General features: G+C 76.1%; 17 protein-coding genes and 2 pseudogenes. 7 read left to right on the forward strand and 12 right to left on the reverse strand.

Annotation, left to right across the window (positions count from 1 at the left end; genetic code table 11):
* Positions 1–215: 215 nt before the first annotated feature.
* Complete coding sequence (locus AB0O09_RS25995; RefSeq protein ID WP_363545030.1) at positions 216–1952, forward strand: GAF domain-containing SpoIIE family protein phosphatase; 1737 nt, start codon at positions 216–218, stop codon at positions 1950–1952.
* A gap of 10 nt (positions 1953–1962) precedes the next feature.
* On the opposite strand, the pseudogene AB0O09_RS26000 reads toward AB0O09_RS25995, so the two are convergent.
* Positions 1963–3057: pseudogene (locus AB0O09_RS26000) on the reverse strand (ATP-binding SpoIIE family protein phosphatase); the annotation flags it as partial.
* 228 nt (positions 3058–3285) lie between these two features.
* Positions 3286–4098 (reverse strand): annotated as a pseudogene (locus tag AB0O09_RS26005) (ATP-binding cassette domain-containing protein); the annotation flags it as partial.
* Between AB0O09_RS26005 and AB0O09_RS26010 the strand changes: the two are divergent.
* Positions 4034–4258 (forward strand): hypothetical protein, encoded by a 225-nt coding sequence (locus tag AB0O09_RS26010; protein WP_344624723.1) that lies wholly within the window; start codon positions 4034–4036, stop codon positions 4256–4258. The pseudogene AB0O09_RS26005 and the gene AB0O09_RS26010 overlap by 65 nt on opposite strands.
* Here AB0O09_RS26010 and AB0O09_RS26015 read toward each other — a convergent pair.
* Complete coding sequence (locus tag AB0O09_RS26015; RefSeq protein WP_363545032.1) at positions 4237–5055, reverse strand: peptidoglycan recognition protein; 819 nt, start codon at positions 5053–5055, stop codon at positions 4237–4239. The genes AB0O09_RS26010 and AB0O09_RS26015 overlap by 22 nt on opposite strands.
* A gap of 331 nt (positions 5056–5386) precedes the next feature.
* Here AB0O09_RS26015 and AB0O09_RS26020 point away from each other — a divergent pair, with 331 nt between their 5' ends.
* The 3 genes from AB0O09_RS26020 (at position 5387) to AB0O09_RS26030 (ending at position 8977) form a co-directional block, all read left to right on the forward strand.
* Complete coding sequence (locus AB0O09_RS26020) at positions 5387–6382, forward strand: endonuclease/exonuclease/phosphatase family protein (protein ID WP_363545034.1); 996 nt, start codon at positions 5387–5389, stop codon at positions 6380–6382.
* An 87-nt stretch (positions 6383–6469) separates the two neighbouring features.
* Positions 6470–7399 carry an NAD(P)-dependent oxidoreductase gene (locus tag AB0O09_RS26025; protein WP_363545036.1) on the forward strand — a complete coding sequence of 310 codons (930 nt, stop codon included), beginning with the start codon at positions 6470–6472 and terminating at the stop codon, positions 7397–7399.
* Positions 7400–7504: 105 nt separating this feature from the next.
* Positions 7505–8977 carry a S28 family serine protease gene (locus tag AB0O09_RS26030; RefSeq protein WP_363545039.1) on the forward strand — a complete coding sequence of 491 codons (1473 nt, stop codon included), beginning with the start codon at positions 7505–7507 and terminating at the stop codon, positions 8975–8977.
* Positions 8978–9004: 27 nt separating this feature from the next.
* Here AB0O09_RS26030 and AB0O09_RS26035 read toward each other — a convergent pair whose 3' ends face one another.
* The 6 genes from AB0O09_RS26035 to nhaA form a co-directional block, all read right to left on the reverse strand.
* Positions 9005–9715: a pyridoxamine 5'-phosphate oxidase family protein gene (locus AB0O09_RS26035; RefSeq protein ID WP_363545041.1), complete on the reverse strand. Its 711-nt coding sequence runs from the start codon at positions 9713–9715 to the stop codon at positions 9005–9007.
* A gap of 332 nt (positions 9716–10047) precedes the next feature.
* Complete coding sequence (locus AB0O09_RS26040; protein WP_363545044.1) at positions 10048–10899, reverse strand: YhjD/YihY/BrkB family envelope integrity protein; 852 nt, start codon at positions 10897–10899, stop codon at positions 10048–10050.
* A gap of 112 nt (positions 10900–11011) precedes the next feature.
* Positions 11012–12013 carry a YihY/virulence factor BrkB family protein gene (locus AB0O09_RS26045; protein ID WP_363545140.1) on the reverse strand — a complete coding sequence of 334 codons (1002 nt, stop codon included), beginning with the start codon at positions 12011–12013 and terminating at the stop codon, positions 11012–11014.
* A gap of 89 nt (positions 12014–12102) precedes the next feature.
* Positions 12103–12444 (reverse strand): hypothetical protein, encoded by a 342-nt coding sequence (locus tag AB0O09_RS26050; protein ID WP_363545047.1) that lies wholly within the window; start codon positions 12442–12444, stop codon positions 12103–12105.
* A 106-nt stretch (positions 12445–12550) separates the two neighbouring features.
* Complete coding sequence (locus AB0O09_RS26055) at positions 12551–13969, reverse strand: MFS transporter (protein ID WP_363545142.1); 1419 nt, start codon at positions 13967–13969, stop codon at positions 12551–12553.
* A gap of 211 nt (positions 13970–14180) precedes the next feature.
* On the reverse strand, positions 14181–16010 hold the full coding sequence (nhaA, locus tag AB0O09_RS26060; protein ID WP_363545145.1) for a Na+/H+ antiporter NhaA: 1830 nt from the start codon (positions 16008–16010) through the stop codon (positions 14181–14183).
* A gap of 297 nt (positions 16011–16307) precedes the next feature.
* Here nhaA and AB0O09_RS26065 point away from each other — a divergent pair, with 297 nt between their 5' ends.
* Together AB0O09_RS26065 and AB0O09_RS26070 are read left to right on the forward strand one after the other, a co-directional pair.
* A complete protein-coding gene (locus tag AB0O09_RS26065) occupies positions 16308–17099 on the forward strand; it encodes a hypothetical protein (protein WP_363545049.1) in 792 nt (263 codons plus the stop codon).
* Positions 17100–17193: 94 nt separating this feature from the next.
* Entirely contained in the window at positions 17194–17376 is a 183-nt protein-coding gene (locus AB0O09_RS26070; RefSeq protein WP_363545052.1) for an antitoxin, read from the forward strand.
* Between the two features lie 114 nt (positions 17377–17490).
* Here the strand turns inward: AB0O09_RS26070 and AB0O09_RS26075 are convergent, their stop codons facing one another.
* From AB0O09_RS26075 to AB0O09_RS26085, 3 genes are all read right to left on the reverse strand, one after another.
* Positions 17491–18312, reverse strand: coding sequence for an SDR family oxidoreductase (locus AB0O09_RS26075; RefSeq protein ID WP_363545054.1), 822 nt, complete (start codon positions 18310–18312; stop codon positions 17491–17493).
* A 228-nt stretch (positions 18313–18540) separates the two neighbouring features.
* On the reverse strand, positions 18541–19440 hold the full coding sequence (locus tag AB0O09_RS26080; RefSeq protein WP_363545057.1) for a hypothetical protein: 900 nt from the start codon (positions 19438–19440) through the stop codon (positions 18541–18543).
* Positions 19437–20504: an SPFH domain-containing protein gene (locus AB0O09_RS26085; protein WP_363545059.1), complete on the reverse strand. Its 1068-nt coding sequence runs from the start codon at positions 20502–20504 to the stop codon at positions 19437–19439. The genes AB0O09_RS26080 and AB0O09_RS26085 overlap by 4 nt, the downstream gene beginning before the upstream one ends.
* Positions 20505–20740 lie beyond the last annotated feature (236 nt).

The raw sequence follows: 20740 nt of genomic DNA on the forward strand, positions 1-20740 counted from the left end.
GTCCTCGGCCGGGGCGGCGCACGGTCACGCCGCGGCGCGGGGCCGCGGCTCGCCCGCACAGCTCCAGTGTTCGCCCTGACCGGCGGCCCGGCACCCGGAACCCGGAACCCGGCCCGGTGGTCCCGCGCAGGCCGGGCCGGGGCGGCATTGGATGCGCCCGGCTCCGGCCCGCGTGATCCTGGGCAGTGGGGTGCCGACACGGCCGAGGAGGCGCGTTGCACGCGGAGGCTTCGGGCCGGGACGCCGCCGCCGACGCCTCGATCGCCGCACGGGACTCGATCGACCGGGCGGCGGCCGCGCTGGCCACGGGCGGCGAGGAGCTGCTGCGGCACGTCCTGACGGACGCCCCGGTCGGCCTCGCGCTGGTCGGCCCGGACCTGCGCTGGCGCTGGGCGAACCCGGTGTTCTGCCGCACCGCGGCGGTCGGCCCGGAGCGGCTGCTCGGCCGGGCGGTGGCCGCCACCGCGCTCGCCGCCGCGGCGCCCGCGCTGGACGCGGTCCTCGTCGACGGCAGCCCGCGCGAGCCGTCCGCCGGGCACCCCGCGGTGCCCCGGCTGCGGCTGCGCGCCCGGCGGCTGGTGATCGGCGGCCGGACGGCCGGGCTGGTGGTCGCCGCGCTCGGCCCGGCCGAGGAGCCGCGGCCGCCGACGACCGGACCGGACCTGCCGCACGAGCTGGAACAGGCCCGGATCCGGCTGGCCGTGCTGGACGCCGCCGCCGGCCGGATCGGCACCACCCTGGACGTCGACACCACCTGCGTGGAGCTCGCCGACTTCACGGTGCCCGCACTGGCCGACCTGGCGACCGTCGAGCTGCTGGCGCCGGAGGCGGTCGAGCACGGGGCACCGGGCGGCACGCTGCGGCTGCACCGGGCCGCCGCGGTCTGCACGGCCGCCCTGAAGCCGTACCTGGCCCCGCTGGCCCGCCCCGGCGAATCGGTGCGCCACCCGGAGGGCTCGGCCGTCGCCCGGTGCCTGCGCACCGGCCGTCCGGTGGCCGCGCCGGTGCGGGAGGGCGCCTGGCCCGGTTCCGCGGAGGAGGCCGGCCCGGCCGCGTACCGGGCGGCCGGGCCGGCCTCGGTGCTGGCCGTCCCGCTGACCGCGCGCGGCCGCGTCCTCGGGGTGCTGTCGCTGGCCCGCGCCGGCGAGTCCGCGCGGGCCTTCACCGAGGACGACACGGTGCTGGTCGGCGACCTCGCGGGGCGGGCCGCCGTCGGGATCGACAACGCCCGCCGCTACACCCGTTCGCAGGGCATCGCCCTGCAGCTGCAGCGGGCGCTGCTCGCCGAGCCGGGCAACCCGCACCCGAACCTGGAGCTCGCCTCCCGCTACCTGCCCTCGGGCACCAGCTCGGTGGTGGGCGGCGACTGGTACGAGACCGTCCGGCTGCCGTTCGGGCGGACCCTGCTGGTGATGGGCGACGTCATGGGGCACGGCGTGGAGGCCGCGGTCGACATGAGCACCTACCGCTCGATGCTGCGGGACGTGGCCGGGATGGACCTGCCGCCGCACCGCATCCTGCGTCAGCTGGACGCGCTGATCTCGGAGAACGAGTCGTCGCGTCCGGCGACCTGCCTGCTCGCGCTCGCGGACCCGGGCCGCAACCGGTGGACGTTCTCCAGCGCCGGCCACCTGCCGCCCGCGCTCGTCCTCGCGGACCGGCCGACCGACCTGGTCGCGGTGCCGACCGGCCCGCCGCTCGGCACCGGCCTCGGCGGCTACGAGCAGCAGGCCCGCGAACTGCTGCCCGACCAGGTGCTGCTGCTGTACACCGACGGCCTGGTGGAGCGGCGCGGCGAGGACATCGACGCCTCGCTGGCCCGGCTCGCCGCGCTGCGGCTGCCCGCCGCCGGAGACCTGGACGACCTGCTGGACTCGGTGCTGCACGCGCTGACGCCGGAGGCCGCGGAGGACGACGTGGCGGTGCTCGCGGCCCGGGTACGCCGGCGCTGAACGGTGCGTCTCAGGGCAGGTTCTGCTCGGCCCAGATGACCTTGCCGGTGTCGGTGTAGCGGGTGCCCCAGCGCTCGGCGATCTGCGCGACCAGGAACAGGCCGCGACCGCCCTCGTCGGTCGAGGAGGCCTGCCGCAGCCGCGGCGAGGTGCTGCTGCCGTCGGAGACCTCGCAGATCAGCGACCGGTCGAAGAGCAGCCGCACCCGGATCGGGCCGGAGGCGTGCCGGATCGCATTGGTGACCAGCTCGCTGAGGACCAGCTCGGTGCCGGGCTCCAGCAGCTCCAGGTCCCAGCGGCGCAGCTGGGCGGTGGCCGCGGCCCTGCTCTCCGCGACGGCCGCCGGGTCGGGGGGCACCACCCACTCGGCGACCCGGTCGGCGGGCAGCGCACGGGTGCGGGCGACCAGCAGCGCCACGTCGTCCTCCGGGCGGTGCGGCAGGAGTTCCTCCAGCACGGCCCGGCAGGTCTCCTCCGGGCTGCGGTCGGCGTGCGAGAGCGCGGTGCGCAGCAGGTCGAGGCCGATGTCGATGTCCCTCGTCCGGGCCTCCACCAGCCCGTCGGTGTAGAGCACCAGCTGGGCGCCCTCGGGTACCTCCAGCTCGGCGGTGGTGAACGGCATGCCGCGCAGGCCGAGCGGCGGGCCGACGGGCGTGTCGGGGATCTCCACCGTGCCGTCCGGGTGGACGAGGACGGCCGGCAGGTGGCCGGCCCGGGCCAGTCGGCACCGCCGGGAGACCGGGTCGTAGATGGCGTACAGGCAGGTGGCGCCGATGATGGCGCCCTCCATGCCGCCGGCCGTCTCCTCCTGGTCGATCCGGCTGACCACGTCGTCGAGGTGGGTCAGCAGTTCGTCCGGGGCGAGGTCGAGTGCCGAGAAGTTGTGCACGGCGGTGCGCAGCCGGCCCATGGTGGCGGCGGCGTGCAGGCCGTGGCCGACGACGTCGCCGACGACCAGCGCGACCCGGGCGCCGGAGAGCGGGATCACGTCGAACCAGTCGCCGCCGACGCCCGCGTGCGCGGGCAGGTAGCGGTAGGCGGCGTCCACGGCGTCCTGCTCGGGCAGGCCGCGCGGCAGCAGGCTCTGCTGCAGGGTGACGGCCATCGGGTGGCTGCCGGTGATCGCGGCGGTGATCTGCTCCTGGGTGGTGTACTTCGCCTCGAACACGCCGTTGTTCCGGCCGAGCCGCAGCACCGCCACCCGGTCGGCCACGGCCTGCACGTCGTCGAGGTTGTGGCTGATGACGATGACCGCGTGGCCCTGATCGCGCAGCCGCCGGATCAGGTCGAGGGTCTGCGAGCTCTGCTCCAGGCCGAGGGCGGCGGTCGGCTCGTCGAGCAGCACCAGCTTGGGGTCGCCGATCAGGGACCGGGCGATGGCGACGGCCTGGCGCTGGCCGCCGGAGAGGGACAGCACGGGGATGCGCAGGCTGGGCAGCCGCACCGAGAGGCGCTGCAGCAGGGCGCGCGAGCGCCGCTCCATCTCGACCTCGCGCAGCGTCCCGAAGCGGCGCAGCTCGCGGCCGAGGTAGAGGTTGGCGACCACGTCGAGGCTCTCGCAGAGCGCGAGGTCCTGGTAGACGGTGGCGATGCCGAGCTGCTGGGCGTCGCGGGGCCGGCGCAGCTCGACCGGCCGGCCCTCCCACGCGATGACGCCGGAGTCCGGGGCGCTCACCCCGGCGATCGCCTTGATCAGGGTGGACTTGCCGGCGCCGTTGTCGCCGACGAGCGCGAGCACCTCGCCGTGGACGACCTCCAGGTCCACGTCGCTGAGGGCCTGCAGGGTGCCGTACCGCTTGGAGATCCCGCGCAGCGACAGCAGCGGCACGCGGGCCACCCGGCCACCTCCACTCTCCCCGATCCGTCTGCTGGTGCCACGAGTCTGCCGCCTGGCCGGGCCCGGGTGCGTCACCAACGCGCGGCGACCGCCCGAGCGGCCCCGCCCGGAGCCGCGGACGGGGTCCGTCCCGGCGACCGCGGAGGGCTGCCGCGTGCCCCGGGGCGGGCATCGGCGGCATCGGAGCCACCGGCTCGGCCAAGGCCCTCGCACAGCCGCCCGAACGCCTCCTACACTCCCTGCCGTGGAGAACCTGAAGTGCACGCAGTGCAGTGCCGTCGGGCTGGAGCCGGGCTTCGTCGAGGACACCGGCCAGTCGTCCTACGGCTACGCCCGGTGGATACCGGGCGTGCTGGAGCGCGGCATCTTCGGTGTGGCGAAGCGGATGGGCAAGCCGCGCTGGCAGGTCGACGCCTTCCGCTGCCCGGCCTGCGGCCACCTGGAGCTCTACGCGGTCAAGCCGGTCTGAGCCGCCGCCGGGGCCTGCGGTGCGCCGGAGGCCGCCGCGGCCTCCTGCTGGAGGCGGCAGGCCCGTTCGACGATGCCGGGGATCGCGGCGTACAGCGACTCGCCCGGGCAGAGGGTGCAGAAGGCGTCCCGGTGGCCGGAGACCGCGTTGAACGCGTGCCGGGCGCCGACCGGGAACCGGCTGCCGCTGTTGGTGGAGGTGAGTTCGGAGCGGCCGTCGGCGCGCACCCCGTGCAGGCCGAGCTTCCAGGCCGCCAGCCGGGCGATCGCGTCCAGCACGGCCTGCGGGACCTCCGTCCCGGCGTTGTACGTGCCGATCGCCGCGATGCCGACCGTGTCGCGGTTGAAGCCCATGGTGTGGGCGCCGACGACCGGGCGGTCGACGCCGCCGAGGCGGCCCTCCCAGATCCGGCCGAAACGGTCGACGAGGAAGTTGTAGCCGATGTCGTCCCAGCCGCGGAACTCCAGGTGGTCGCGGCGGATCGCCCGCAGGATGTCGGGCACCTCGTCCGCGGTGTAGGAGTTCGGGTCGTCGGTGTGGTGCACGAGCACCGCCCGCACCGCCCGGTCGTACTGCACCTTGGGCACCGGATCCGCGGACTGCCAGGTGGAGCGCAGCACGATCGGCGGCTCGGCCGGGACGGGGAGGGCCGCGGCGGCCGGCGGCACCGCCGCCGCGGGCGGGCCGTCGGCGGCGGCCGAACGGCGCGGGCGGGCCATGGCCGGCAGCGCGGTCACGGCCCCGGCGGCGACGGCCTGCAGGGCACGGCGCAGCACCAGACGACGGTTGATGTCCATGCCACGGAAGCTACGGTCCGCCCATCGGCCCCGCACCTTGTCGCCCGCGTGTCCGGTCCGTCCGCCGTACCCCCTACGCCGACCGGGTCCGTCAAGGCTCCTGACCGGCCGTCGGGCTGACCCTCCGTCGCCCGCGGCGGGTCCGGGCGTGTCGCGCGGGGCCTGCCGGCCGGCCGTGACGACCGGCGGAACCGTCCGGCCCCGTCCCCGCGTCTCCAGTCGACGTCGCCGCCCGGTGATCACCGCGGAGGCGGTGCCGGGCGGTGCGTCGGCGGTCGAGCGGCGCCCGGTGCGCGGGCGCGGGAGGCGGGAGTGTCGGATGGTCGGTGTTGTGACGGAGGTCGAGGCCCCTGCTGCGCCGCCGGCCGCGCCCGGGTGGCTGCGTGCGCTGCGGCTCGCCGTGCTGGCCTGCTGCGCGCTGGTGCTGCTGGTGCCGGCCGCGCTGATCGTGGTGCGGCTCGGCGGGCTGGACGACGGGACGGACCTGTCGCTGCCGGTCGCGGGCGTGCCGTACGTGGCGGTGCTGAGCGTGCTGGTGCTGTTCACCACGGCACTGCTGCGGTCCCGGGTGCTCACGGCGGTGGCCCTCGCGCTGACCGCGGTGCAGCTGTTCTGGCTGGTGCCGCGGTTCGTCGGGGACGGCGGCGGGGTGCCGACGTCCGCGCCGCGGCTGCGGCTCGCCACCAGCAACGCCTACCTGGGGCAGGTGGATCCGGCGGCGCTGGTCCGGCTGGCCCGTGAGGAGCGGGTGGACGTGCTCGCGGTCGAGGAGTCGAACCCGGGACTGGCGAACGCCCTGGAGCGCGCCGGGATGGCCGGGGTGCTGCCGTACAAGGTGGCGGGCCGGTACTCCGACACGGCGCTGTACTCGCGGCTGCCGCTCTCCGCGGCCCGGGTGGCGGACGCGCCGTTCTCCGACGAGCCGACCTCGGCCGAGGTGGCGGTGGAGGGCCGTACCGTGCGGGTGGTCGCCGTGCACACCTACTACCCGCTGGGCGATTCGCGGAAGTGGGCGGCCGGTTTCGACGCGCTCCGCTCGGACGTGGCGGGGCGGGCCCGCAACGCCGTCCTGCTCGGTGACTTCAACGCCACGCTGGACCACACGCCGATGCGGCGGTTGCTCGGCACCGGCCTGACCGACACCCACGCCGAGCTCGGCCGGGGCTTCGACGGCACCTGGCCCGCGGACCGCCCGGTGCTGCCGCCGATGCTGCAGCTCGACCACGTGCTGCACGGCGACGGGCTGAAGGCCGTCACCGTCGCCGAGCGCACCCTGCCGGGCACCGACCACCGGGCGGTGGTCGCCGAACTCGCCGTCACCGGCTGACGGCCGCCCGGGTACGCCTACGATCACCGGTACGACCCCGCGGGGCCCGGCCGGGCCCCGCGGACCACGAGGCGGGGAGTCGGCACGGTGGACGTGGGATTCGTCGGTCTGGGCACGATGGGCCGCGGGATGGTCCGTCAACTGCTGGCGGCCGGGCACCGGGTGACGGTGTGGAACCGGTCGCCGGAGCCGGTGCGGGAGCTCGTCGCGGAGGGCGCAGCGGCGGCCGACGGGCCGGACGGGGTGTGGCGGTGCCAGGCCGTGGTGTCGATGCTCGCGGACGACGCCGCGGTGGAGTCGGTGCTGCTCGACGAGGAGGCGCTGGCCTCGGCGGCGGCCGGCCTGCACGTCAACATGGCCACCGTCTCCCCCGCGCTGGCGCGCCGGGCGGCGGAGCTGCACGCCCGGCACGGGGTGGCCTACGTGGCGGCGCCGGTGCTGGGCCGCGGCGAGGTCGCCGCGGCGGGCAACCTGGCGATCCTGGCGGCCGGTCCGGCCGACGCGCTGGACCGGGCCGCCCCGCTGTTCGAGGCGATGGGGCGGCGGACCTGGCGGCTCGGCGACCGGCCGGAGATCGCCAACACGGCCAAGATCTGCGCCAACTTCGTGCTGGTCTCGGCGGTCGAGGCGGTGGCGGAGGCGACCGCGCTCGGCGAGGCGAGCGGGCTGGCCGCCGAGGACCTGCTGTCCGTGCTGACCGGCACGGTCTTCCCCGGCCCGGTGTACGAGGGGTACGGCGCGATGATCGCCGAACGGCGGTACGAGCCCGCCGGGTTCCGGCTCGACCTGGGGTTCAAGGACGTCGGCCTGGCGTTGGACACCGCGGCCGCCGCCCGGGTGCCGGTGCCGCTCGCCGGAGTGCTGCGCGACGCCCTGCTGGAGGGTGTGGCGCACGGCCGCGGCGGCCAGGACCTGGCGGCGCTGGGCGAGACCTCGCGGCGCCGCGCCGCCCTCCCCCGGGAGGACTCGGGCGCACCCGGCGAAGGCGGCGCGCCGGACCCCGATCCGCGAACATGACATTCCGTCAAAAGCCTTGTGGCCGGGCCGGGCCGCGCCTAGGTTGTGCGACGGGTTAAACGCACTTACACCGTCGCTTGACTTCGCCGCCCCGGGAGACCCCTGTTGCGCAGCCGTCTGTGGACCACCCTCGCGGCGGGCCTCGTGTCCGCCTGTCTGCTCCCCGCCCCCGCGTTCGCCGCGGACGGCCCGGCCCGCACCGGCGCGCCCGCCGCCGCGGCCGCGACCCGGGACACCGACCTCAAGGACCGGCTCGCCGCGATCCCCGGCATGACCGTCGTCCAGGAGAAGCCGGTCGACGGCTACCGCTTCTTCGTGCTGACCTACACCCAGCCCGTCGACCACGACCACCCCGGGCGCGGCAGCTTCCAGCAGCGGCTCACCGTGCTGCACCGCGGCGCCGACCGGCCGACCGTCCTCTCCGCGAGCGGCTACGGACTGCCGGCCGACCCCGGCCCGTCCCGCTCCGAGCCCACCCGGCTGCTCGACGCCAACCAGGTCTCCCTGGAGTACCGGTTCTTCCGCGGCTCGGAGCCCGCCACCGGCGGCGACTGGTCGACCCTGAACGTCCGTCAGGCCACCGCCGACCAGCACGCGGTCTTCACGGCGCTGAAGGCGTTCTACCCCGGCCGCTGGATCGCCACCGGCGGCAGCAAGGGCGGCATGAACGCCGCCCACTACGAGCGGTTCCACCCCGGCGACATGGACGGCACGGTCGCCTACGTCGCCCCGGACGACGCCGCCCGGCCCGGCGACCGCGCCTACGCGGACGTCATCCGCAGCAACGGCACCCCCGAGTGCCGGGCCGCGATCGCCGGCGCCCAGGTGGAGGCGCTGCGCCGCCGCACCGCGCTCACCGCCCGCTACGAGCAGTACGCCCGCGACAACGGCTACACCTTCTCCGCCGAGTACATGGGCAGCGCCGACAAGGCCCTGGAGGCCGTGGTCGTCGACACGCCGTGGGCGTTCTGGCAGTACGGCACCGAGGCCGACTGCGCGGCCGTCCCCGGCCGGGACGCCACCGACCAGCAGCTGTGGGACTGGTTCGACGCCGTCGACGGCTTCTCCTTCTACACCGACCAGACGCTCTCGTACTACGCGCCGTACTACTACCAGGCGGCCACCGAGCTCGGCGCGCCCGAGGTGGCGTACCCGCAGCTCAAGGGCCTGCTGAAGTACCGGATCTCGGTGTGGGACTACATCCCGGACAAGGTCGCCCGGCGCCCCTTCGACCCGGGCACGACCCGGGACGTCGACCGCTGGATCCGCCGGAACGCCCGCAACACCCTCTTCGTGTACGGCGGCCGGGACCCGTGGAGCGCCGAGCGCTTCTCCGTCTCCGCCCGGACCCGCGACAGCCACGTGCTGACGGTGGCCGACGGCAACCACGGCGCCTCGATCACCGCCCTCGCCCCGGCCGACCGCGCCCTGGCCACCGACGCCCTGCTCCGCTGGGCCGGCCTGCCCCCGGCCGGCGGCAGCGGCCTCACGGCGTCCCCGGCACCGGCCCCGTACGACGCCGTCCTCGACGCGCCCGACCCGGCCGAACGCCACCGCCTGCCCGGCCTGCCCGGCTGACCGCTCCGGCGGTGCCGGTCCGGTGCCTCACGGCCCGGCGCCGCCGTCCCGCCCGTCGGCCGGTCCGACCACCCGGCCCGTCACCGTCTCCGGGACGACGCGGATCCACAGCGCCCGGTGGCCGCCCGCCCAGGGCTCGCCGACGGCGAGCTCGACCAGCCGCCGTTCGGCCTCCGGGTCCTGCACCCGCTCCGCCCGGCCGCCGAGCAGGACGCTCCAGCCGCTGCTGCGGTGCTCGTCGATGCGGTCCACCTCGAAGGCGACGCCGTCACCGACCGCGGCCGCCGCGGCGCCGAAGTCGGCGGTGCGGTAGGCGACCGTGGTGCCGTCCACGGTGTAGTTGACCGGCAGCACCAGGGGGAACCGCTCCCCCGGGAGGGCGAGCCGGCCGACGCCGTGGGTGCCGAGCCGGTCCCAGCACTCCTGCTCGGTGAGCCTGAGCATCCGTGCCCGGGCCGCGGCCGGCGCACGGCCTGGCGGCGCGTCCGCGCGGCCCTCGACGAGGTCCGCCCGGCTCAGGCCGAGGACCCGGGCGAGGCGGAAGACCGCGCCCGGGTCGAAGCCCGGGCCGAAGTCCAGCAGCTGGCCGAGGTAGCGCGGCGACATGCCGGCCCGGGCCGCCGCCTCGTCCTGGCCGAGCCCGAGCTGCCGGCAGCGGCTGACGACCCGTCGGGCGATGTCGTCCGGGTGGCCTGCGGCCTGCTCGGCGGCGGCCGGGGTCCTGGTGGTCTCGTTCATGTCCGGTGCCCGTTCGTGCGGCGACGCTCCGGTGCCCCCTGCTGTCCAGCGTGGGGCCGCGGCACCCCGGACGCCAGGGCTGGAGGCCTCCCCGCCGGGGCCGAACGGCCCCATCGGCGCACCCCGCCGCCGTGGGCCGCCCGGTCGGCGGCCCTGCCGGCGACGGCCGTGCGCAACGGATGCGGCCGCCCGAACGGCGGCATAGCGTGGCTGCCCGGGGATGCCGATCCGGGTCCGGCTGCGCGGTTCCTGCTTCACCGTGCACCCCGGGCGAGCGCCGCGTCCTGTCGCTCTGAACCGGCCGGTCCTGCCCGGCGGGGGCCGGGGCGTCCTCAGCGCGGGCCGCGGCGGCGCGGGGTGGGTGGGCGCTGCAGGGCCTGACCGGCCAGGGCGCCCGCGTACACGCAGTAGCCGACGCCGATCAGCCAGGACTGCACCACCAGCACCGTGCCGATCGCCCCGTAGGACACCGCGTTGGAGACGATCATCGGGGCGAACGCCAGCCGGGAGAACACCCGCAGCCCGACCAGGGCGCACACGGTCAGCACCGCCCCCGGGAGCAGCGCGCGCCAGGACGCCCGGGAGCCGAGCAGCAGCCGCGGCAGCCACCAGAAGAAGAGCAGCCCGCCGATCAGGGTCGCCGCCACCCGCAGGGCCGGCTGGGCGCCGGAGCGGTGCCACGGCACCCCGCTCCAGGCCGCCAGCAGCACGTAGCCGATCAACCCGCCGAGGCCCACCACCTGGCGCCACACCGAGTGCCAGGCACCCGGCGGCAGTTGCCAGATCCGCTCGTAGGCGTTCTGCACCGCCGCCATCAGCGACACCCCGAAGACCGCCAGGGCGGCGAGGCTCAGCCCGGTCGTGGTGGTGACGACCTCGCGGCGGGAGGCGAAGAGCTCGTCCACCGCGGCGGCCGAGCGGCCGGACAGTCCGAGGCCGTCGATCATCCAGTCGGCGATCCCGCTGCCGCTGGTCGGCGAGGCGGCGGCGATCACGACCAGCAGCGGCACCACGGTGACGAAGCAGAGCGCGGCGAAGGCCATCGAGCGGTGCAGCAGTTCGATCTCCCGGCCGCGCCGCCAGGTCTCCCGGGCCGCCTCGGCCAGCCGCGCCCGCAGACCGCCCTGCCGCGGGCCGCCGGACCGCGGCAGCGGCCGCCCCTGGAGGTGCTGGCCGCCGGTCACCGCGGGGCTCCCCCGTCCGGGCGACGCCGTACGGCCGGACGGCGGCGCGCGGGCCGCCGCCCCGTCCCGCCGGGGTCGGTCCGGTGCGCCGCCATCGCTGGTTCCCCTCCGCTCAGGGGCCGCCACCGGAATCGGCGTCGTCCCAGGTCTCCGTGGAGCGCGGCTGGACGTAGGGCTCGTGCGTCCGCGGCAGGCCGCCCTGGACGGCGCGCGCCCGCGACAGCTCGGCGTCGAACTCCAGCCCCAACAGGATCGCCAGGTTCGTCAGCCACAGCCACACCAGGAAGACGATCACTCCCGCGAGGGTGCCGTAGGTCCGGTTGTAGGAGGAGAAGTTCGCCACGAAGGCGGCGAAGCCGGCGGACAGGCCGATCCAGAGCGCCACCGCGAGCACGCTGCCGGGCGACACCCAGCGGAAGCCGCGGCCGCGGACGTTGGGCGCGGCCCAGTACAGCAGCGCGATCATCAGCGTGACCAGGACGAGCAGCACCGGCCACTTGGCGATCGACCAGATCTGCACCCCGACGTCGCCGATCCCGAGCACCTCGCCGGCCCGCTGCGCGATCGGCCCGGTGAACACCACGATCACGGAGCTCCCGGCGAGCAGCAGCATCAGGACCACCGTCAGACCGAGTCGCAGCGGGGTCAGCTTCCAGGCCGGGCGACCCTCGCGGATGTCGTAGACCGCGTTGGCGGCGCGGATGAACGCGGCGATGTAGCCGGACGCGGACCAGAGCGCGCCGGCCAGGCCGAGGACGGCGAGGACGCCGCTGGTGCCGTGGCTGCGCTGCAGTCCCTCCACGCCGCCGCGGAGGATGTCCCGGGCCGGACCGGGCGTCCAGGTGCGCAGGTTGTCGAGCATCTGCTCGGTGGCGGACCGCCCGACCAGGCCGATCAGCGAGACGAGCAGCAGCAGGGTCGGGAAGATCGCGAGGACACCGTAGTAGGTGAGCGCGGCCGCCCGGTCGGAGAGGTCGTCGTCGAGGATCTCCCGTCCGGTACCGCGCAGTGCGTCCTTCCAGCCGCGGCGGCGCAGCCGGGTCGGCCGGTCGGGGGCGCGGCGGCGCACCCGGGCGCTGGGCCCGGGTCGGGCGACCGTCCGTCGCCGGGCCAGCGTGTGTCTGCGAAGTCGGTCCACGCCCGCGCGTCTGTCCGTCCGCGGCGGATCCAACCGCCCGGCGGCTCCCGCCGGACGCACGGGGGTCAGGCGGCCCCGGGGCCCGCGTCCGGACCGCGGCGGGCGCGGACGGCCCGGACCGCACGGGTGATGCCCCAGCCGAGCACCCAGGGCAGCACCGTGATGCCGAGGACGTAGCCGCCGAAGTACATGAGGTAGTCGCCGGGCTCCTTGCCCGGGCGGCAGGCGACGACGCCCAGCGTCACCACCGGCTCCAGCGGCAGCAGCACCGACCACAGCCGCGGCCACGGCCCCGGCTCGCGGGCGTTCCACACCCCGAGCGCGGCCATGACGAAGGGCCCGAGCGGGACCCAGAACACGACCGGGTAGAACAGCAGCACCCACCAGTCGTCCGACGCTCCACCCATCATGGGATCCCCCGGCACCCGTGGCCGCCGCGTCTCCCGCCCCGACGGCACCCCTGTGTGACGTACGGGGACCAGCATGCCGTACGGGTGCGACGGCGGGGTCCGGTCAGTGCAGGGCCTTCTCGGGCGGCGGCGGGCGGTGGCCGCGGATGTCGGCGGCGGCCACGGCGAGGGCCACCAGGACGAACGCGGCGGAGACGGCGATGCCGAGCTGGAAGGCGTCCGTCCAGGCGTCCGGGGCGCCGCCCGCGTGGCCCAGGAAGACCGAGCCGACCACCGCGATGCCGACGGCGGAGCCGATCCGCTGGGCGGTCTGCAGCACCCCGCCGGCGCTGCCCGCCCGGACGACCGGGACCTCCTGCAGGGTGACCGTCTGGTTGGGGGCGATGACCAGGCCGCTGCCGGCCCCGGCGAGCAGCAGCGGCGCGGCGGTGGCCCAGCCGGTGCTGTCGCCCGAGGTCAGGTGGGCCGCGAGCGCGGCGCCGCCCAGGCCGACCAGCACGGAGACCAGGCCGAGCGCGACCAGCCGCCGCCCGCGCCGGGCGACCAGCCGGCCGCCGACGGCCGCCGCCACCGCGGAGCCCACGGCGAACGGGGTGATCGCCAGTCCCGCGGCGAGCGCGGTGTAGTGCAGCCCGGCCTGCAGGTAGAGCGTGAAGACGAAGAAGACCGAGGTGAACCCGGCGAAGTACAGCAGCGAGAGCAGGGTGCCGGCGGCGTAGGAGCGGCGGGCGAAGAGGTCCATGCTGACCAGTGGTTCGCGGTGGCGCCCGTACCTGCTCTCCCAGGCGGCGAAGGCGGTGAGCAGCAGGACGGCGACGGGCAGCAGCAGCCAGCGGGCCCGGTCGTGCCACTGCTCCTGGACGAAGGGCAGCAGGAGGGCGGTGGTGCCGACGCCCAGCAGCAGGATGCCGACCGGGTCGAGGTCGCTGTGGCGGACGCGGCCGGCCGGGCGGGGCGGCGGGTCCGGCAGCAGGCGGCGGGCGACCGGCAGCGCGGCGACGCCGATCGGGACGTTGACCAGGAAGACCCAGCGCCAGCCGTGCTGCGGACCGGCGAGTTCGATGAGCAGTCCGCCGAGCAGCGGGCCGACGGCGGTGGAGATGCCGATGACGGCGCCGAGCATGCCGAAGGCCCGGCCGCGTTCGGGGCCGGGGAAGGAGGTCTGGATGAAGCCGGAGACCTGCGGCACGATGATGCCGCCGGCGAGGCCCTGGACCAGCCGGGCGGTGATCAGCCAGGCCTCGTTCTGGGCGGCGCCGCACAGGGCGCTGGCCGCGGTGAACAGGGCGAGGCCGGTCAGGAAGACGGCGCGGCGGTCGCGGGCGTCGCCGAGCCGTCCGGCGGGCACGAGGGCGAGGCCGAAGGCCAGGGCGTAGCCGCTGAGCACCCACTGCAGGCCGCTCTGCGACATGTGCAGGCCGGTGCGGACGGTCGGCAGGGCGACGTTGACGATGCTGACGTCGAGCAGGGTCATGAAGCCGGCGATCAGGCAGACCACCAGGGCGCGCCAGCGCTGGGGCACGGGCTCGGCGGACGTGTCGGGGAGGTCCGTGCGGGCGTCGGGTTGCGGGCCCCCGCTGCCGGGGCCGGCGCTGGCCACCTGGGGGCCTCCTTCCGGCTGCCGCGGCGGAGGCCGGGCCCCGGGTGTGCCGCGGGCCGACTCCGCCCCTCCGACCAGGGTGCACCCGGGCGGGGGCGGGCGCGTCGCCGTGCAGCGGTGGCGGTGCCGGGTCTCAGCGGACCAGGGCGGCCCGTTCGCGGGCGGCGCGGACCGCCTCCTTGAGGCTGGCGATGTCGTAGGCGCCGTAGTGCCGGCGCCCGTTGACGAAGAAGGTGGGGGTGCCGGAGACGCCGCTGAGGTCCGCCGAGTCGACGTCCTCGGAGACCCGGACGGCACCCGCCCGGGCCCGCAGGTCGACCTCGAACCGCTCGCCGTCCACCCCGACGGTCTCGGCGTACTTCAGCAGGTCGTGGATCTTCAGCGCCCCCTGGTGGGCCAGCAGCAGGTCGTGCATCTCCCAGTACGCGCCCTGCAGCCCGGCGGCCTCCGCCGCCTCGGCGGCCAGCTGGGCGTGCGGGTGGACGTCGTTCAGCGGCAGGTGGCGCCAGACGTAGCGGATGTCACCGGCACCGGCCAGCAGCTCGCGGACGACGGGTTCGGCCTGGCCGCAGTACGGGCACTCGAAGTCGCCGTACTCGACGACGGTCACCAGCGCGTCGAGCGGGCCGCGGACGTGGTCGCGTTCGACGTCCACGGAGGCCGCCAGGTCGATGATGGACTCGGAGGTACCGAGCAGCGCCCGCATCCGGCCGGTCCGCGGCATCAGCGCGATCAGCCGGGTGATCACCCAGGTCACGGCCGAGGCGCAGACCACCGCGGCCAGGATGCCGACCTTGGCCTCGTCCAGCAGCGGGCCCTCGAACGCCAGCGTGGCGATCAGCAGCGACACCGTGAACCCGACCCCGGCGATCGCGCCGCCCGCCGCCACCGCGCCCCAGCCGACCGGGGGCCGCAGCCGGCCGCGGCTGAACGCGGTGGTGAGCAGCGTCGAACCGAGGATGCCGACCGGCTTGCCGAGCACGTAGCCGAGGACGATGCCGAGCGTGACCGGCGAGTGCAGGGCCCGGGTCAGCTGCTCCCCGGAGAAGGTGATGCCCGCGTTGGCGAGCGCGAACAGCGGCACGATGACGTAGCTCGTCCACGGGTGGTAGACCTGCTGGAGCCGCTCGTTCGGGGAGATCGCGGTGGCCAGGCCGGCCCGCAGGGTGCGTTCCAGCTCCGGGGTGGGCTGCTCGCGGAACAGCCGGAACAGGTCGCTCGCCCGCTCCAGGTCGCCGCGGGACGCCGGGTAGGCGTACGTCAGCAGGCCCATCGCCAGACCGGTGACCACCGGGTCGACGCCCGACTTCAGCAGGGCGACCCAGAGCGCCACCGCGAGCAGCGCGTACACGCCGCCGCGGCGCAGGCCGGCGGCCCTGGCCAGCAGGATCACCGCGAGGATGCCGAGGCCCGCGAGCAGGGCCGGCACCTCGATGCTGCCGCTGTACGCGACGGCGATGACGCCCAGGGCGACGAAGTCGTCGACGACGGCGACGGTGAGGATGAAGGTGCGCAGCGACTCCGGCAGCCGGCTGCCGAACAGGGCGAGCATGCCGAGGGCGAAGGCGGTGTCGGTGGACATCGCGGTGCCCCAGCCGTGCAGTTCGCCGTCCCCGGCGTTGACCGCGAGGAAGATCGCGACGGGGACGACCATCCCGAACACCCCGGCGATCAGCGGCAGCGCGATCCGGCGGCGCTCGCGCAGCTCGCCCATGTCGAACTCGCGGCGGGCCTCCAGCCCGACCACGAAGAAGAACAGCGTCATCAGGCCGCTGTTCACCCATTCGCGCAGGTCGAGGGAGATGCCGGCGTCACCCAGCCGCACGGCGAGGACGGTCTCCCAGAAGGACTCGTACGACCCGGCGGCGACGTTCGCCCAGACCAGGGCGGCCAGGGTGGCGGCGAGCAGGACGGCGGCGCTGCCGGTCTCGGTGCGGAGGAAGTCCCGCAGCGGGGTGCGCATGTCGGCACCGCAGGACGTCTGGCCGGAGTAGCGCGGCAGTTCTGAGGGGGCGGACACCCGATCATTCTCGCGCCGCAGGGGGTGTCCGCGCGGCGCACCGCCGGGGTCGGCGTGGTGACGGGGGTCACAGCGGCGCCTCGGGTGCGTGGGACGGGTCGTTCATGGGACTGGTCGGGTGGAGCGGGCCGGTGGGCCGCGTACGGGTTTCCGGAGAGGGGTACGGGGGACGGCATGGGACTGCTGCGCAGGCGACGGCCGGAACCGCCGGATGACGGGACGGGGGCGGCGGGGGCGGAGATGGGTCCGGAGGCCGCGGCGGAGGCGCTGGCCTCGATGTCGCGCGAGATGGAGGAGGGCTCGGAGTCGAGCCGGCGGCGGGCCGCCCGGCGGGCCGGCGCGCTGGTGGCGTCGACGGTCCGGCTGCTGCTGCGCGGGGGTGCCGCGACCGCGCGGGTGACCTGGGTGGGCGGCCGGGCCCTGACCGAGCGGCTGCTGCAGACCGCGCCGCGGATCCCGGTGCGGGACCTGGCCACGTTGCGGGCGCAGTACCCGAAGGCCGGCGACGCCGAGGCCCTGGCGGACCTGCTGGTGGCGGGGGCGCTGCGGGCCTCGGCCTCGGTCGGCGCCGGGGTCGGGGCGGCGGCGATGCTGCCGGTGCCGACGGCGATGGCCGCCGAGGTCGCGGCGGAGACGCTGGTGGTCGCGGCGGTCGAGATCAAACTGATCGCCGAGCTGCACCAGGTGTACGGCGTGCCCGCGGGCGGCAGCCCCGCGCAGCGGTCGGCCGCGTACGTCACGGCGTGGGCGGACCGGCGCGGGCTCGCCTCGGTGACGCCGTCGCATCCGGTGGGCGTGGCGGCGGTGACGGGACTGGCGGTGGGCACCGAGGTGCGGCGCAAGGTGCGCAAGCGGCTGACCCGCAGCACGCTGCGCAAGCTGCCCACGCTCTTCCCGCTGCTGGTCGGGGCGGGGCTCGGTGCGGTGCTGAACCGCCGGGACACCCGGCGGCTGGCCGTCCGGGTCCGGGCCGACCTGCGGCGCCGGACGGATGCCGCACCCGGGTACTGGGCGGCCGCCGCACCGCAGTGAGCCGGTGCCGGGCGGCGCCGGGCGCCCTGGAGATGTGGATCTCGTCCGGGTCGGCGATGGTGGGTAGACCGGCAGCTCCGAAGGAGGAAGCCAGATGTCGATGCTGGACAAGCTCAAGAGCATGATGAAGGGCCACGAGTCCACTGCCCAGAAGGGTGTCGAGAAGGCCGGTGACGCCGTCGACGCCAAGACCCAGGGCAAGTACCAGGGCCAGGTGGACACCGCCCAGCAGAAGATCAACGAGCACCTCGGCGAGCAGCCGCCCGAACAGCGGTAGCCCGGCCCCGGCCGTGGACGGCCGCCGCCCCGGGTGACCGGGGCGGCGGCCGTCGGCCGTTGCGGTGGAGTCCACCCGGGGCTCGGCCGATCGGCGGCCCCGCGGCTCAGTGGATCATCGGCCCAGGACGAGTGCACGGGCGGCGGCGAGTTCGGCGCGGGCGGCCTCGTCGACGGCGGCGAGGAAGGCGTAGGCGTCCTCACCGACGGGCACCCGGACGGGCGTCTCCTCGGCGGCGACCAGGCGGAGCACGTGGCGGGCGAAGTCCTCGGGGCGGCCGAGCTGCGGGTTGTCCCGCATGGCGTGCATGCCGTCGCGCATCGGGTCGGTGCCGGCGGCGTAGGCGGGCAGGCGGGTCGCGGCCTGCGCGATGGCGTCGCCGTAGCCGGTGGAGAATCCGCCCGGTTCGACGGCGGTGACCCGGATGCCGAGCGGTCCGGCCTCGGCGGCGAGGGCCTGGGTCATCCCCTCCAGGGCGTACTTGCCGGCGACGTAGGCGGAGAGGCCGGGGAAGGCCATCCGGCCGGCCAGCGAGGAGACGTTCACGATGTGGCCGGCGCCCTGGGCGCGCATCACCGGGAGGACGAGCCGGGCGAGCCGCCAGGGGGCCACGACGAGGATCTCCAGCTGGTCGCGGAGCTCCTCGTCGGCGACCTCCTCGACGGTGCCGAACAGGCCGCTGGCGGCGTTGTTGACCAGGACGTCCAGGCCGCCGAAGCGGTCGACGGCGGTGGCGACGGCGGATTCGCACTGGCCCGGGTCGCGGATGTCCAGGGCGGCGGTGAGGACCCGGTCCGGGTGGCGGGCGGCCAGCTCGGCGAGGGTGTCCGGCTTGCGCGCGGTGGCCAGGACGTACTCGCCGGCCTCCGCCGCGGCGGTGGCGAGGGCGAGGCCGAGCCCCGACGAGCATCCGGTGACCAGCCAGCGACGTGCCATGTGGGAGGCCTTCCTGTCGGTGGATGGGCTCCGACCGAGCCCCGGCCACTGTGGCAGAGCGGTGGACCACGACGCGCCGGGCGCGGACCGTCGCGCGGGGTCGCCCGGGGGCTCGCGGGAGCGCAGCCGACCTGCACCGCACGCCCCTCCGCCGGGCCGCGTTCCGCCGCCGAACGGTGGCCCCGTTCCACCCGCGGACGGGCCGACCGCGGGGCCGCCCGGTGCGGCTCAGGTGAGCAGGCGGAGGCGTTCGGCGGCCACGCCGACGGTCAGGCGCTGGCCCCAGGCGAGTTGGAGGGCGTCGGACTCGACGCCGTCGCCGAAGACCACCAGGCGGTCGGACTCGACGACGACCTCCAGGCGTTCGCCGCCGGCCAGCAGCCCCTGGACCCGGTCGGTGCCGGTGGCCGGGGAGGGCCAGGCCTCGCGGACGAACCAGGCGACGGCGGCGCCGGTCGGCTCGGGCAGGCGCAGTTCGGAGCGGCGTTCGAGCCAGGCGGAGCGGCACCAGCCGGTCGCGCCCGTCCCGGTGCCGACGAGGATGCCGGAGGAGGCCTGGGCCTCGGCGGCGGCGCCCGGCGCGGTGAGCCGGTAGCGGGCGGTCTGGTGGCCGCTCTGGCCGAGGTAGACCTCGTTCAGGGCGAGGAGGCGCTGGCTGTCGTCGGCCACCGCCTCGACCATGGTGCGCTCCTCCAGCATTCCGGCGGCGCCCGGTCCGGCGGCGGCGCGCAGCAGCTCGGCGGCGTCGGCGGGCCGGTGCCGGACCAGGACTCCGGGGTTGCGGCCGGGGTCGGTGTCGATGCCGATGACGGGCTGCCCGGTCAGGTACTTGGCGGCGTTGGCGACCAGGCCGTCCTGGCCGACGACGACCACCAGGTCCTCCGGGGTGAAGAGGAACCGGTCGAGGTCGGCGCGTTCGACCCTGGTGCGCCGCCAGTCGCCGGGAATCGCCCCGGCGACGGCGGCGAGCGCCGTGCGGGTGCGGTCGTGGCGCTCCTCGGCCTCGGCGATCGAGCGGCCGCGGGAGTCCAGGAAGAACGCGGCCTGACCGCGGGAGCCGTGCCGGGCGAGCAGTTCCTCGTACTCGGTGCGGCGGTGGACGAGCACCACCCGCGGGGCGAGGGTCATCGGGCACCGCCGTCGCCGTTGCCGGCGCCGTTGCCGACGCCGACGCCGAGGCGGCCGAGCAGGCCGGTGAGGACGTCCGGGGTGAGGGTGACGCTGTCGATCCGCGGCAGGTGCTCGGCGAGGCGGATCACGGCGAGCGCCCGCAGCACCTCCGGGCCGGCCTGCTGGTGGGCGGCGAGCCAGGCCTGTTCGGCGGCGGCCTTGGCCTCGCCGAGGGCGCGTTCCGCCTCGGCACGGGCCGCGGCGGTCAGCCGGTCGGCCTCGGCCTCGGCGGCGGCGAGCCGGGTGCGGCGGGCCGATTCGGCCTCGGCGCGGACGGCGTCCGCCTCGGCGTCCTGCTCGGCGCGGCGGCGGGCGTTGGCGCCCTCCTGGGCGACCAGTTCCTCCTCGCGGCGGGCGAGTTCGATCCGGTTGGCCATCTCGTTCTCGGCGATGGCGCGCTCCCGCTCGACGGCGAGGGCGCGGCGCTCGTAGGTGGCCCGGTCGGCCTCCTGCTGGACCTGCTCGCGGGCCGGGGTGCGCAGCGCCCGCTCGGTCTCGGCCTCGGGGCGGAGCGCGGTGACGCGGACGGCGATCACGGCGAGGCCGATCTCGGCGAGCCGGGCGTCGCCGGTGAGGCCCTCGGCGATGCGGCGGCGCACGGCGGTGATGCCGTCGGTGAGGGTGCCGGCCAGCGGGGTCGCGGCGACGAGTTCGAGGGCGTGCTGCTGGGCGGTCTCGGTGAGCAGGGTGCCGATCTGTTCGAGCGGCTCGGCCCGCCAGGCGCCGGTGTCCGGGTCGATGCCGAAGTCGAGGCGTTCCGCGGCCACCGCCGGGTCGGTGATCCGGTAGGTGACGGTGGCCTGCACCGCGAGGTCCTGGTAGTCGGCCGTCCGGGCGTGGAAGAGCATCGCCAACTCGCGGTCTTCGACCGGGACTTCGGAGATGGCCGCGGTGAGCGGGCGGAACCAGAAGGCGAGGCCGGTGCCCTGGTGGACGGGCCGGCCGCCGCGCAGGTGGCGGATGTGGGCGGTGGGCGCGGCCCGCAGGTGCCGGAATCCGAGTCGCCTGGTGATGTCGGCCATGATGGTCCCTCCCGAATCGTTTTCGTCCAGATGACGATAACCAGGTCGAAGGGTTGTCGTCAATACGACGAAAAGAGGGTGGTCGGGAACCTCGACCCGGAACCCCCGCCCGGGGCCCCGGTCCGCGGCCGACGCCCTGACAGATGTCAGGTACCGGGCAGACCGCGGCTCGGCTTTCCTGGAGTCAGACGGGGACGGCCACCGGGCCGCCCACCGGTCGGAGCCCCCTCCGGGGC

This window comes from Kitasatospora sp. NPDC093679 (assembly GCF_040683455.1).
Taxonomy (GTDB): Bacteria; Actinomycetota; Actinomycetes; order Streptomycetales; family Streptomycetaceae; genus Kitasatospora; species Kitasatospora arboriphila.